Consider the following 14,840-nt stretch of genomic DNA (forward strand, 5'->3'; position numbering starts at 1 on the left):
AGAAGGATGTCGACTATGAATTCAAGCGAGCAAACCGAGCAGCAGTGGTTCCTGCTGCGGCTGGGAGCCTACCTCAACGAGCGCTTCCCGGCGTACCAGGTAGTGGGCCAGCTCCCGCTGTTCCTCTCTGCCTTCCTCGCAGGCCAGGCGTTCATCGGGGTCCGGCCGACGGTGAACGCCGACGCGGCAGTGGGCTTTGTGGCCTTCGTGGCGTACACGTTCGCCGCCCGCGCTCTCGACGACCACAAAGATTTCGAGCACGACAGTCTGCACTATCCCGAACGGGTGCTGCAGCGGGGTCTTATCACCCTCCGCCATCTCAAAGTGCTCGGCCTTGGCTGCGTCGTGGCGTCCCTCCTTGGCTCGCTGTACATCGACCGAGGACTGGGCCTGGTGACACTGTGGTGGTTGGTCACGGTCGTCTCCAACAACATCTACCAATTTTGGATGATGCGCCACCCGGAGACGATGCGGTGGATCGAGGAGCGCCGGGTGTTGCTGGCGTTCACGTTCTTGCCGTTCTGGGGGCTCGGTTCGCTCTGGATCGCGCAAATGGGGGCCAAGGAGCACCGGCTGCCGTGGTCGGCGGGGTGGCTGGTGGTGCTTTGGATCGTGGGGCCGCTGCTGCTGGAGTTCGCCCGAAAGTCGCGCGCCCCTGAGGACGAGCGCTCCACCGTCGTCGACTACACCAAGCCCCGTGTGTCGTGGGCGCATTCGCTCGGTCTCGGCGGAGCCGTGTTTTCGATGATCCTGCTGGCAGTGCTGACCACCGTGTTGGAGATGGTCGTGCTCTGGGTGCTCGGTTACGGATCGCGCTGGGCATATGCGGCATGCGTCGGCGTGGCGGCGCTGTGCCTTGTCCCGGCGGCTGGGCTGTTCGCGGCCAGCCCGTCGCGGCGACGGGCGAAGCTCGTGGCTGAGCTGTCGAGCAGCGTGATGGTGCTTGGCCAGGTCGTCTTGGTGGCCGCGATGCTCGTGGGCCGATAGGCGCCACAGGTCTTTTGGTTGAGCGGTAGGACAGTGAATCGGATGGGTGAGGCTGCAACTATGGAGTTCGCGATAGTCGGGGCGTCGATCCGGTTGCCGGGCGTCTGCGACATTGATGAGTTTCGCCGGGCGTTGCTCGCGGGGCAGTCCGGGCTCTGCGCCGTCCCGCCGTCCTCAGACGACGGGAAAGGCCCGACGGTCCACGATCCCAGGTATGTGCCGGTGGCTTCGGTGGTCGAGTCCGCAGAGCTGTTCGACCGCGAGTTCTTCAGCATGACCTCGGGTGAAGCTGCCTCGTTGGACCCGCAGCAGCGCCTGCTGCTCACTCTTGCCTATGAAGCGCTGCAGTCCTGCGCCTTCGATCCGGAGATGAGGCGAATCGGGGTCTATGTGTCGGCGACACAGTCGAGCCGGCGCCCCGATGCGCCTGCCCGGCAGCAGGCTTCTGGCCCCTTGGCCGTCGACTATTCGGCGATGCTCGCGAACGACACGGACTTCTGCAGCGCGCGGATTGCGCACAAGCTGGGATTGACCGGGCCTGCGGTGACTGTTCAGAGCGCCTGCTCCAGCGCGCTCGTCGCTGTCCACCAAGCCTGCGCAGGACTGGCGTTCGGCGATGCGGACGCCGCCATTGCTGGCGGCGTTTCGGTGACTTTGCCGCAAAACCGGGGGTACCTCCATCAAGAAGGCGGGGTGTTGTCGCCGACAGGCCAATGCCGCCCGTTCGATCGCGGGGCGGACGGCTTTGTCAAGGGCAACGGCGGGGCGCTCGTGGTGTTGCGCCGACTCGACGACGCGCTCGCCGATGGCGATCCGGTCCTCGCGGTGATCTCCGGCAGTGCGGTCAACAATGACGGCGACCGGCGAATGGGGTTCACCGCGCCCTCTCCGCAAGGCCAAGAGGAGCTCATCGCCAGTGCTGTGGCGCGTTCGGGCGTGGCTGTCGGCGACATCCGGTACGTGGAGGCGCACGGCACCGGCACACCGATGGGCGACCCTATCGAGTTCCGCGCGCTGACCCGTGCCTACGGCGCAGGCCCGGGTGCCTCGCCCGACTGCTGCCTCGGCTCGTTGAAGGCCAATTATGGGCATCTCGACGTCGCTGCTGGCGCGGTGGGACTGGTCAAGGCCGTGCTGGTCGTCCATGGAGGCACCGTGTTCCCTCAGATCAATTTCACCGGGCCCAGCGAATTCGTGCCCTTGGCCGCTGGCCGTTTCGTCATCCCCACCGAGCCGAGGCAGTTCCCCGAGCATTCCTGGGCCGCGGTGAGCGCCTTCGGCATGGGAGGGACGAACGCGCATGTCGTGCTTCGCGGCCCCCGCGACGGTGAAATCAGCCCGGTGCGCGCGGGCCAGGCTGACGGCTGCGCTGTGCCGGTGCGGTTCAACGCCCGTTCGGAAAGATCGCTGGCCAGGTTCGGCTCCCGGTTGTCGAGGTATCTGCGCGAACGTCCCGACATTCACCCTGCCGACGTCGCGGCGACGCTCGCTCGGCGATCTGTCGGCGGCCTGGTGCGCGAGGTGCGCGCGCGCGATTCGGCGGAGCTCGCCGACGAGCTTGCGGCACAAGATTTCGGCGTGGCGCGGGAGACGATCGCCGCTGTGCCGGGGCGGCGCGTCTGGTTGCCTCCCACACCGTTGGAGGAGGCACCGCTCAGCTCCTCCGGCGCCGTCTCCGAGCCCGGAGGGGCTGAACGGACCCCGGCGCCGCGCGCCGCGCAGGTGCGTGCGTCGTTCATGCGGCACGTCGAAGACGAGCTGGGACCTCCCGTCGGGGAGGAGGACGATTTTTTCGCCGCAGGAGGCGAGTCCATCGGGCTTGTGGCAATTGTCGCCAAAGTGACGGCCGAGTTCGGCTTCGTCGTGGACTTCACCAGGCTCGACGGGCTCAGCACGGTCGGCAAGCTCGCGGACGAGCTTGTGCGCCAAGCAGTTTCGACGGTCCACGACACCGACCCGATTATCACGTTCGGCCCGCCTGGCGACGTGTACTGGCATCCCCCCGCCGGAGGGGCGAACTTCTGCTATTCGGCGTTGAGCCGCGTGTGCCCAAAGCTGGGAGTCAACGCGTTCCGGGCGAACCTTCGCGACACCGCCAGCACGATCGAGGACATCGCGGCGCGCAATATCGAGGTCCTCGACCGGCGCGGCCTGCTCGGCGGCCAGCTGGTGCTGGGCGGATACTCGTTCGGCGGCAACGTGGGATTGGAGATGGCGATCCAGTTGGAGCGCGCGGGCGTTCAGCCGCGTCGGGTGGTGCTGTTCGACAGCATCGCGCCGCACGGGTACCGAGGAGCCGACACCACAGGCGAGGAGTACGACAAAGCCGTCGCGCTGATGGTGCAGAGCGCCGTGCGCCAGAGCGCGCCGGAGGACCAGCTGGGCGCGTTCTCCCGCATGCTGGGCGACCAAGGGTCCGCCGCTGGCGTCCTCTACCAAGATTTCGTCCGTTTCTGGCGAGCGAACCACCAGGCTTTGGTCCGGCATAAACCGGAGGCAGTTCTTTCGTGTCCGATCACGCTCTTCCGCAGCCAGGAGGCGCTTCCCCAGCAGAGCCTCCAATGGCTGGGCGTCGACGCGCTGCCCGCGAGCGCGTGGCAGCGCTATAGCGCGCAGCCGCTGCAGGTCATCAATGTTCCAGGCGACCATTACGCGTTGTTCGTCGAGCCGCAATGCTTGGAGGTCCTTGCCGCGAGGTTGCCAGAAGTCCTCGGGAGGAACGCATGAGCGCTGAAGCGAGTGGCTCGGTGCCCGTCAACGTGCGTTCGCTGCGGGCGACTCCGGCGCAACGGCGGCTGATGCTCGCCGCGCAGCTGCGTCCGAGCGATCCGTCCGCGAACTACGCTTTGCTGTGCAAATGTGCCGAGGGCACTGATCCGCATCGGCTGGCCCGCGCTATATGCCGCGCGTTTCAGGAGCACGAGTCCTTCAACGAGGTGTTCCGCGCGGACGCGGACGGCCAGGTCTTCGCCGAGCTGTCCTGGGGTCGATGCGAGTGCCCGGTCGCCAGCTACACCACGTTCGCGCAGCTCCAATCGGCTGTCCGGGCTCGGGCGGACACCCCGGTGGACGTCGGCGTCTGGCCGCTGTTCCAGGTGGAAGTGGCGACTGTGGGCGAGGATGTGTACTTCGCCTTCACCGGTTCGCACTTGACGTGCGACGCGTTCGGCTTCTACCAGCTCGTCGAGGACTTCGACCGGAAATACGAGAATATCGACGCGCCGCTGCCGTACACGAAATCGCCTTCTTCGGCGTGCGCGCCGAGCGAGGCGCCGCAGGATGAACTGCGCGAATACTTCGAGGACTTGTTCGCCGGAGTCGACAGCTTGGCGATCGGCGGCTGGGAGCGGCGCGATGCGTCCGGTCGCATAGCGGGCGTTGTGCAGCGGTATGCGACGGCGGCCCACCAGTATCAGCAGGCGGGCCAGATCGCGGCGCAACTGGCAGTTCGCCGGTTCTCTGTGCTGTTGGCCGCGTATGGGCTGATGGTCGCGTGCCTTTCCCGGCAGCGCGTCGTCGCGATCGCGACACCGCTGTCGAACCGGCGCTCCGGGGAAAGCGCCGCGACTCGCGGGCTCATGATGAACACGCTGCCGGTGCGTGTGGACCTGGAGAGTTGCGCGACATTCGCCGAGCTGTGCGCGGACGTCGACCGACAGGTCGAATCGCTTCTGAAGTACGAATCGTGCTCGGTCGCAGATGTGGCGCGCGGCGTGTTCAAAGGCGCCGACGTCAACGCCACCATGCCCTCGGCGAACTTCACGCTGTACCCGCGTCCGCTTGCCCCCGTGTTCAACGGGGCGAAGGCGGTGCCCGTCCAGGTCGGCCGCGAGTACATCCAGTATCCGCTCGGCCTGGCGATCGAGGTGGACGGCGACGAGGTGACGCTCATCGTCGAGCGGGCGCGCTGTGTGCCCGACATTGACTTCGCAGACATGTACTGGGCGATTGTCGAGCAGGCTTCGCGGCAGACCGACGTCCCGCTCGACCTGCTGGGGTGGACGAGGTCGGCTGCCTGCGCGAGCCGTTACCCGGCTCGGCGGTCCTTCACGCCGCCCCGCACGGTGACCGAGGAGTTTTCGGCGGCGGTCGCCCGTTCCCGAGAAGCCGTCGCCGTCGAGTGCGGCAGCCGCAGCATCACCTATGCCGAACTGGACGCGGCGTCCGACGCGGTGGCCGCTCAGATCGCCGCCGCGGCCCCTGGGCCGCACATGGGCCTCTGCATGCGGCCGTCCATCGAGCTCATCACGATGATGCTGGGCATTCTCAAGGCGGGCTTGGCGTACCTGCCGCTGCCGCCGGACCTGCCAGCCGCACGAGTGGAGTCCATTGTGCGGACGTGCGACGGTTTGGTCGTCGCTGGAAATCTGCCGAGTCCATGGCTCGAAATACCAGGATTGCGGTCGTGGGCCGGGGATCCCGGGCGGCTCGGGGCGCCTCGACCGGCGGGCCCGCAGGACGCCGCGTACGTGATGTTCACCTCGGGCACCACCGGCCGCCCCAAGGGCGTTCCGGTTTCGCACGAGGCCACGACGAGCTCGCTGAAATCCCTGGCTGAAGCGATGCCGATGCGGGACTCCCGATGGTGCCTCTACCATTCCTATGCCTTCGACATATCGGTGTGGGAGATATTCGGCTCCCTGCTTTTCGGCGGCGTGCTGTGCATTCCGGAAGTTGAGGAGCGGGCCGATCCGGACCGGATGGCTGCGTTCGTCTCCCGGTCGGGCGTCCAGATCCTCGGCCAAACGCCGTCCGCGTTCGAGCTGTTGGGCCCTCGTCTGGCGGCGGGAACCCGGCACGATTTGCGCAGCGTGGTGTTCTGCGGGGAGCGCCTGGATTTTCACATCCTCCGTGATTTCGCCCGAGCCCACCCGCAGGTCCGGCTCATCAACCTGTACGGCATCACCGAGACGACGATCCACTCGACGTTCTACCAGCTCCCGCGCGACCAGCGTGTCTGGCCTGAGGCTTCTGTGATCGGCGTGCCGCTCGCCGACACCTCGCTCGCGGTGGTGGACGGCGAGCGCAGGGTAGTGCCCCGAGGGTGCGCGGGCGAGATCGCCATTGGCGGGGTGAGCGTGATGCGAGGGTACTTGGGCCAGGAGGCGCTGACCCGTGAGCGGGTGGTGGCTGTCGAGGGTCAGCGGATGTACCTCACCGGCGATCTCGCCATGGTCGGGCCGGGCGGCGAACTGGTGTACCTCGACCGCATCGATTCGCAGGTGCAAGTGCGCGGGCACCGGGTGGAGCTCGGCGAGATCGAGCGGACGCTCTTGGACTCTGGCGAGGTCGCAGGGGTGTGCGCGACCGCCAATGGAGAGGGGGTCGCCCGTGAGCTCGCAGCGTTCGTGGTCCTCGCGCCGGGCGGCGACGTGCACCGCGCGCGCGAGCACATCCGGTCGCGGCTGCCGTCCTACATGGTTCCTGGGCGGATCGTCGCCGTGGAGGCGTTGCCGCTGAACGCCAATGGCAAGACCGACCGCATCGCGGTGGCGGCCCTGCTGGAGGCAGAAGCGGAACGACGCTCGGAAAACGGGTCGGAGAGCCGGGACCAGGACCTGGTCGCCGAGGTCATGCGGCTATGGGCCGACGTCCTCGACCACGACGAGTTCACCCCTGCGTCGCGGTTCTTCGACGTGGGCGGCACGTCCGCGTCGTTGTTGCGGGTGAGCCGGGAGATCCGAAGCAGGTTCGGCGTGGACGAGCTGGACGTGATCGATCTGTTCGAGCACTGCACCCCGGCCGCCACAGCGGCATTACTGCACGAACGGCACCGTGTGACGCGGGTGGCCGCCCAATGAGGAGGCATGGTTTTTGAGCAGCGCACTGTTGAGGTCCGGCGACGTGCTCGCCGCTGGTGTGGACCGGGTCGGCGGCAAAGCGATGGGCCTGGCGCGATTGGAGAGCGCTGGTGCGCGGGTGCCGCATTGGGCGGTGCTCGGCGTCGAGGCTTTCCAGGCGCATCTGTGCCAGGCGGGCCTGGCGGAACAGGCCGCGGAGCTTGTGTGCGCCGGACTGCGGGGCGAGGCATCTGGGGCTGCTGCGCGCGCGCTGCAACAGGCCATCTGCGACTATCCGCTGGACCCGGCGGTCGGTGAGGCTCTGCGGACGTTCCTCGACAGCGCGGAGCCGCTCGCCGTGCGCAGTTCGGCCACGGGGGAGGACGGAGCAGACCACTCGTTCGCGGGCGTCTACACCAGTTACTTGTACCGGCAGGGGCTAGACCAGGTCGCCGACGCCATTCGGGCGTGCTGGGCCTCTGCTTTCAGCGAGCGGGCGCTGGCGTACCGGCGGGCCTCGGGCCGCAACGACGACTCCGTCGGCGTCGGCGTTGTCGTCCAGCACATGGCGACCGGCGATGTCTCGGGCGTCATGTTCACGCGGAATCCTGTCACGGAGGCCGCCGACGAGATGCTCATCAGCGCGTGCTGGGGGCTTGGCGAAGGCGTGGTGGACGGCTCCTGCAACACCGACGAATTCCTGGTCTCGCACGAAGGATATGAGATTTCGGCGACGATCGCGGACAAGGACGTGATGGTTGTGCGCGCTGATGGGCAGGGCACCAAGCAGGTCGCCGTGCCTGCGGGCCGCCGAGACCTTCGGTGTCTGACCCCCGCGCAGACCGAGGAACTCGCGAGAACGGGCCTCGCGGTCGCGTCTGCCCTGGGCAGTCCGCAGGACATCGAGTGGACTTTCCGAGGGGACGAACTTGTCCTGCTGCAAACCCGTCCCATCACCACGCTGCGATCGGCCCCTCTGGGCGATTGGCAGACGGTGTGGGACAACAGCAATATCCAGGAGAGCTTCAACGGCGTCACGTTGCCGCTGACGTTCTCGTGGGCTTCGGCTGTGTATCGCGCTATTTTCCGAGAGACACTGCGCTTGCTCGGCGTTCGGGCGAAGAAGATCAGGGACTACGAGCCCATGCTGCGCAACATGGTGGGCTTGGTGTCCGGCAGGGTCTACTACAACATCAACAACTGGTACCGCGTCTTGCAATTGGCTCCTTCTTTCGACCGCAAGAAAGAGGACGCCGAGAAGATGCTCGGCGTGCAGAACCCCGTCGAATTCATTAGCGACCAGCAGCTGACCAAGCGTGAGAAATTCCGCAAGGCGCAGAGCCTCCTGCCCGTCGCGGTCGGGTGGATCTGGCGGATCTGCGTGCGCCGAAGATCGATCCGCAACTTCCAGCGCGACGCCAACGCCGGGCTGCTCCAATTGCGCGAGCGCGGCGAGAACGCGCGCGATCTCGCCGAACTGCTCGCCATCGCCGAGGAAGCGCTACGACTGTTCGACCGTTGGGCGATACCGATGTTCAATGATTTCTTCCTCAGCATCCAAGCCGGGCGTGTGCGCCGCATGATCGGCCGCAGCGGAGCCGCGAACACGGACGAGACCGTTGCGGGTCTGCTCGCGGCGCACGAGGCCATCGAATCCATCGAGCCGACGTTGCAGTTGATGCGGATCGCGCTCCAGATCCAACGCGACGAGCGCTGGGCGGCGACGCTGAACGACGCGGAGCCGTTGTCGGCCCTTGAGAAGCTCTGCGAGCTGGCTCCGCAGATCGGCGCGCAACTCGACGTGTTCGTCGAGCGCTACGGCGACCGGTGCATGGGCGAGCAGAAGCTGGAGACGATCTCACTGCGCCAGGACCGGTCCTTCCTCGCCAAGATTTTGCGCAACTACATCGCTGACCCCGATTTGGACCCTGTGGCGTTCGAGAAGTCGCAGCACGCGCGGCAGAAAAAGTTCGAGGAGCAGGTGCTGTCCGGATTGCCCAGGTTCCGCCGCTGGCGGTTGGGGCGGGTGCTGGCGAGCGCTCGTGACGCGGTGCGCTCGCGGGAGAGCATGCGCTTTACCCGCACCCGGCTGATCGGCGTCGGGCGGTTGCTCTACACCAAGGTGGGGCAGTTGCTGCACGCGGCAGGCTGTCTGGACGATCCTCGGCAGGTCTTCTACCTCTCCATGGATGAAATCTCCGCTTTCGCCGAGGGCCGGGCGGTGACGACACGGCTGGCCGAGCTCGCGCGCTTGCGGGCCGCCGAGTTCGCCGAATACGAGGACGAGGAGCCACAGAATCAGTTCGTGACCTTCGGCTCCCCGTATACCGGGCGCCGGTCCACGCCTGCCGCGCCGCGAGCCAGCTCCGACGGCCAGGTGCTGCGCGGGGTCGGGTGCTGCCCCGGAGTGGTCGAAGGCCAGACCCAGGTCGTGCTCAGCCCCTTGGACGATCTGAACGTGCGCGGCAAGATCCTGGTCACCGTGCGCACTGACCCAGGATGGGGACCATTGTTCCCAGGATTGGCGGGGTTGCTGGTCGAGCGCGGGAGCACCCTCTCGCACTCTGCGGTCCTCGCCCGTGAACTGGGCATTCCCGCTGTCGTGGGTGTGCCTGGGCTGATGCGCGGCATCACCGGCGGCGAGCGGGTGCGGCTGGACGGCGGCACCGGCACGGTATGGCGGCTCGGCGGAGCCGTCGCGGAGCCCGAGGGCGGGCACCAGCTCGACATCGCTGCGTTGGTCCGGGAATTGGTGCGGGCGCGGCTCGAAATCACGGAAGTCGACGACGGTGTGCCGCTGTTGGACTACGGGATGGACTCGGTGCGAGCCGCAGAGCTCGTGGCCGATCTCGAAGTCGCATTCGGCATAGAGATTGACGACGAGGAAGCCGAAACGTTGGTGACGGTGCGCGATATCGTCGAGCATATCGGCGGCGCGTCAATGAGCGGCATTGCCGATTTATGACCGCCGAACACGAGTCGTTTCTTGCGGACGCCAATGCGTATGCGGAGCATGTGCGCCCCGCAGTGTCCCGCGTGCTGCGGGCGTGCGGCCTCGACGTCGCCTATTCGTCCGCGCAGGGCGACCGTCTGTGCCGGGCCGACGACCCGCACGCGCAGCGTCCGGTCTTGGACATGGTGGGCGGCTACGGGGCCAGCTTGTTCGGCCATAACCACCCCCGGCTCGTGGCCGCCCTCGTCCAAGCGTTGCAGGGCGCGACGCCTGTGAACGCCCAAGCCAGTGTGCGGATGTCGTCGGCGAGGCTGGCCGCGCGTCTCTCCGGGCTTGTGGGCGAGACGACGGGCCGCTCGTACGTCGTGACGTTCGGCTGCACCGGCGCGGATGCTGTCGAAGCGGCGATGAAACACGCTGTGGCCGAACGTGTCCGACGGCTGGATTCTGCGCAGGAGCGGCTGGAACGGGCGGCGCGCTGGGTCCGCCGCGAGCACGTCGGCGGCCAACGAGCCCCAGGCGCGGGCGGCGGGGAGCGCTGGGACGACGTGTTGGCCAATTCGATGGCGGCGGTGCAGGCCTTGCGGATCGCCGCGCCATCGTTCGCCTCGTTGGGCGGCGCTTTCCACGGCAAGACTGCGGGTGCGGCGATTCTGACCGAAACAGTCGACGCCGGGGACGGGTTCCGTGTGCCGGGTCCTCGCCGGGTGCGCCTCGACTCGTGGAGCCCCGATGAGATCGTCCGCGCCGCTGACTCCGAAATGCGCACGGTCGTGCTCGCCGACTTCGACGCGCGGGGCCGACCGTCGTTGTCCGAGGAGCGCATCTCGACGCTGGCCGCGTGCTTCGTCGAACCGATCCTCGGCGAGGGCGGCGTGCGCGAGGTGCCTGCGGCCGTGCTGCGGGCGATGCGCGAACTGGCGGACCGGCACGGGGCGGCGCTGGTGTTCGACGAGATCCAAACGGGCATGGGGCGGACCGGCGCGTTTCTTGCCTCGGAGCAGTCCGGCGTGGCTGCCGACTACTATTTGCTGGCCAAGTCGCTCGGCGGCGGTGTGGCCAAGTTGTCCGCGATGCTTGTCGAACAACATCGGTACGTGGACGACTTCGGCAGGTACCACACGTCGACCTTCGCCGACGACGACCTGTCGGCTGTTGTGGCGCTGACGGCGCTCGACTTGCTCGCAGGTCTGGCTCCTTCCCTGCCTGTCTTGGCCGACGCGTTGCACGCGGATCTGAGCCAGCTCGTCGAGCGTTGGCCGACGGTGTTCGCAGAATTGCGCGGCCGAGGCCTGCTGCTCGGACTCGAATTGCGCCCGGCGCAGGCGGACTCGCCGCTGCTCCGCGGGCTCGTCGGATCCGACGGATGGGGCTACATCGTCTCCGGTTATCTGCTTGAGCGCCACGCGGTCCGGGTGCTGCCGACGTTGTCGGCTCCGCTGACGCTGCGCATCGAGCCGTCGGCGTACCTGAACGACGAGGACCGCGCGCAGCTCGTCGGGGCACTCGACGAGACCGCCGCGCGGCTCAGCAGCCGCGACTACGCGGGCCTGCTGAGCCACTTGGCCCGCCCGCCTGTCGGACGTTGGCGCCCGCCCCGGCGTCCGCGCCGCGCGCTTGCGCGCTCTGCGCCGCGGCCTCAGGGAACAGTGCGCCGAGCGGCTTTTTTGGCGAACTTGGAAGGCCCGAGCACTGTGCGCCTCCTTGCCCCGGAGCTGGCTTCGTGGACCGACGCGCAATGCGCGGCGGCGCTCGACCGCATGCTGGGCGAGCTCAAACCCTTCGAAGTGTCTCGGCACACCGTGTCCTCGCCTGTCGCGGGCCCGCTGGAAGTCTCGGTGATCGGGGTCCCGTTCTCCGCCGCGCAGGCCTCGCGCCTGTTGCACGCGGGGGAGCGGCCCTGGCTGAGCGGCGTGGTTCTCGAAGCGGTCGCATTGGCGGCAAGTCTGGGAGCCTCCGTGGTCGGACTCGGCGCGTACACCTCCATTGTCACCGGATCGGCGCGCGACATCGTTGAAGACGGCCTGCTCGTCACGTCGGGAAACTCGCTCGCGGCGGCCTGCGCGTGGCAGGCGGTCCGGCGTTTCGCCGATGACCGTGCGGGCTCGGCGGACGGGATCCGGGTGGCGGTGGTGGGCGCGTTGGGCAACATTGGCGAGGTGCTGGCCCAGTTGTTGGCCGAAACGGCCGACACTTTGGTGCTGGTGGGCAGGCCAGGGTCGGCCCGGCGACTGCGCCGCCTCGGCGACTCGTTGAGCGCGACCACATGTGTGCAGGTCAGCGAGGACATAGAAGTTCTGCGCGGTTGCGATGTGGTCGTGACTGCCAGCAACTCGCCGCACCCGATTGTCCAGCCACAACACTTGCCCCCCGGAACGCCGAGGCTGGTGTACGACCTCGCGGTGCCTGGCGATGTCGCGTTGCCTGTGGCCGGGCTCGCGCATGTGCGTTGGTACGCAGGAGGGCGCATGTGCCTCCCGATGCGGCAGCGCGTCGTGTTCGAAGGCACAGGGCTTGCGCCCGGCGTGGTCTACGCCTGCATGGCCGAGACCATGTTGTTGGGGTTCGAGCCGGACGCCGGGGTGGCGTCGCACGGACCGCTCACTGCTGACAGTGTGCGATCCGCGGCTTGCCTCGCCGCCCGGCACGGTTTTGAGTTCGTGGACACCCGAAAGATCGGAATCTCCGTATGAAATTTATGTTCCTTGGCTCCAACGATTTCTCGGCCGCCGAAGCCGGGACGAAAGCTGCCGCGCTGCACGAGCTGGCTGTCTCCGGGTTCCACGTGCCGCCAGGATTCGTGCTGGCGCCCGGAACCGAAGCGCCGGACGACGCCCAGCTGCAGGACTTGGTCGGGCGCATCGGCGGCTTTCCCGTGGCCGTCCGCTCAAGCGGAGCCGCCGAAGACCTCGACGACGCGAGTTTCGCCGGCATGTACGAGTCGTACCTGAACGTCCAGGATGTCCAGACGCTGCGCCAGCGCATCGCCGACTGCCGGGAGTCGGCGCACAGCGCGCGCGCGGCGGAGTACTCTTCGCGCCGAGGGCATGGCACTGCTCCCGGGCAATTGTCGGTCCTGGTGCAGCGCCAAGTGGACGCGCGGATCGCGGGCGTGGGTTTCACGATCGACCCCTTGCGCGGCGTCGAGGACTTTGGCGTGGTGGAATACTGCAACGGGCTGGGGGAGCGTCTGGTCTCGGGCCATGTCACCGGGAGCCGACTGTCGATCCGTCTGCGCGACGGCGAAATCGTGGAGCGCTGCGAGGGGAGCGAGCCCGCTGTCTGCAGCGCGGAAGAAGCCGCCGCGCTCGCGGCGTTGATGCTCGCGGTGCAAGCGCAACGGGGCCGCCCGCAGGACATCGAATGGGCCATCGCGACAGACGGCGCCGTGTGGCTTCTGCAGGCGCGGCCCATCACCGCGATCAGCTGGCGGACCGACTGCGGGCAGTACACCGACGCCGATTTCCGGGACGGCGGCGTGTCGGCGCGGGTGTGCACACCGATGATGTACTCCCTCTACCGCAATGCGTTCCAATCGACCATGCAGCAGTTCTTCGTCGAGCTGGGATTGCAGCCGCCCGAAGTCGAACCGGAGTGGATCGGCATGTTCTACGGCCGCCCGTACTGGAATGTCGCAGCGGTCAAGAACTGCTTTGCCAAGGTGCCGGGCTGGAGCGAGCGGGAGTTCGACGCCGACCTCGGCGTCAACAAGGCATACGGCCCCGAGGGCCCAGTCCTGGTGCCGACGACCGTGTCGACGGTCGTGCGCGCTGTGCCCGTCGCGCTCGCGGCTGCTCGCCTGCGCAAGGGAAAACTTGTGCAGGCCCGGCGGTTCGCGGGCCAATGGCCGTCCCGGCATGGCTCGTGGCGGCGCAGGATCGACGAGTTCGCCCAGACCTCCGACAGCCAGTTCGCGCGGGACCTCGCCGAATGCCTGCTCGATTTCCATCCGGCCACCGAGCAGATGTACTTCGGCGTGATCTACAACAACACGGTGTTGCAGTCTGACTTCAAGAAGTTGTTGGACGGCGTCGACGCCGCAACGGGCGGCACGAGCGCCGTCACGGATCTCATTGGTGGCCTTGCGGATATCAGCCACATGGATATGCAGCGAGGCATCGTCGGCCTGCACCGTGTTTGCCGAGATGAGGGCCTCGACAGCCCTGCTGCGAAGGAGGAGTTCGCCCACTTTCTCGACAGACACGGGTTCCACGCCGACATCGAGCTGGAGCTCATGTGTCCGCGCTGGTCTGAGGAGCCGGATCGGTTGCGCGCGATGATTCGTTCGATGCTTGAGAGCGGAGTCGAGCCGATGGACCCGGACGCGAGCGTTGCGCGCCAACGTCAGCGCTATGACGAGGCGCGCGCGGAAGTTTTGGCGCGGGCGCGGGCGCGGCCCTTGGCGAGGCTGCGCTACAGCCGGTCCTTGAAGCGCATGCTGGACCAGGTGCGCCGGTATCTTGTCGCACGCGAAGCCATGCGGGAGCTTTCGGCGCAAGCCTACGCCGTCGTGCGGTCGTATCTTGTCGAGGCCGGTTCGCGCCTGGCCGCCTGCGGAGCGCTCGGGGATCCTGACGATGTTTTCATGCTGTCGGCGAGCGAGCTGGCGGATCTGGCTGCCGCGCGACTTGACTCGTCCGCATCGGATCTTCCGGGTTCGGACGTGGCGGCGACGGTGCGGTACCGTCGCGCTCTGTACGACGGCTACCGGGACTGCGAGCCGCCGCACGAGCTGGGCAGCGGCGTGCAGGAGCTGGCGGCGCGCGGGACGGGCGACTGCCTGACGGGCCTTGGTTGCAGCCCTGGCCAGGTCGAAGGCACGGCACGGGTGGTGCATTCTCTGCGCGAGATCGACAGTCTGCGCGCGGGCGACATCCTCGTCACGCAATACACCGACCCTGGTTGGACCCCGGCGTTGGGCCTGGTGTCCGGCGTCGTCACCCAGGTCGGCGGCATGCTGTCGCACGCAGCGGTGATCAGCCGGGAGTACGGCATTCCCGCTGTGCTCAACGTCGCCAACGCGACATCGCTGATCCGCTCAGGCCAACAGGTGCGCATCGACGGGCGTGCGGGCACCGTCGAACTGCTCGACCATTGCGAGGAACAGGTGGCTTCGTGAA

At 67.5% G+C, this 14,840-nt stretch carries 6 protein-coding genes; all 6 read left to right on the forward strand.

Features of this window, described 5'->3' with window-relative positions; all coding sequences use genetic code 11:
* Positions 1–15 precede the first annotated feature (15 nt).
* From SROT_RS06720 to SROT_RS06750, 6 genes are read left to right on the forward strand one after another with little or no spacing between them, the layout of a single operon-like run.
* Positions 16–987 carry a UbiA family prenyltransferase gene (locus tag SROT_RS06720; RefSeq protein ID WP_013138262.1) on the forward strand — a complete coding sequence of 324 codons (972 nt, stop codon included), beginning with the start codon at positions 16–18 and terminating at the stop codon, positions 985–987.
* Positions 988–1,047: 60 nt separating this feature from the next.
* Positions 1,048–3,714 carry a beta-ketoacyl synthase N-terminal-like domain-containing protein gene (locus SROT_RS15615; protein WP_013138263.1) on the forward strand — a complete coding sequence of 889 codons (2,667 nt, stop codon included), beginning with the start codon at positions 1,048–1,050 and terminating at the stop codon, positions 3,712–3,714.
* Positions 3,711–6,788 (forward strand): non-ribosomal peptide synthetase, encoded by a 3,078-nt coding sequence (locus SROT_RS06730; protein ID WP_013138264.1) that lies wholly within the window; start codon positions 3,711–3,713, stop codon positions 6,786–6,788. The genes SROT_RS15615 and SROT_RS06730 overlap by 4 nt, the downstream gene beginning before the upstream one ends.
* Before the next feature lie 13 nt (positions 6,789–6,801).
* Positions 6,802–9,732, forward strand: coding sequence for a phosphoenolpyruvate synthase (locus tag SROT_RS06735; protein WP_013138265.1), 2,931 nt, complete (start codon positions 6,802–6,804; stop codon positions 9,730–9,732).
* On the forward strand, positions 9,729–12,413 hold the full coding sequence (locus tag SROT_RS06745) for an aminotransferase class III-fold pyridoxal phosphate-dependent enzyme (RefSeq protein WP_013138266.1): 2,685 nt from the start codon (positions 9,729–9,731) through the stop codon (positions 12,411–12,413). The genes SROT_RS06735 and SROT_RS06745 overlap by 4 nt, the downstream gene beginning before the upstream one ends.
* The gene (locus SROT_RS06750; RefSeq protein WP_013138267.1) at positions 12,410–14,839 is read left to right on the forward strand and encodes a PEP/pyruvate-binding domain-containing protein; all 2,430 of its coding nucleotides are present in this window, start codon (positions 12,410–12,412) and stop codon (positions 14,837–14,839) included. The genes SROT_RS06745 and SROT_RS06750 overlap by 4 nt, the downstream gene beginning before the upstream one ends.
* Position 14,840 lies beyond the last annotated feature (1 nt).

The organism is Segniliparus rotundus DSM 44985, assembly GCF_000092825.1.
GTDB lineage: Bacteria > Actinomycetota > Actinomycetes > Mycobacteriales > Mycobacteriaceae > Segniliparus > Segniliparus rotundus.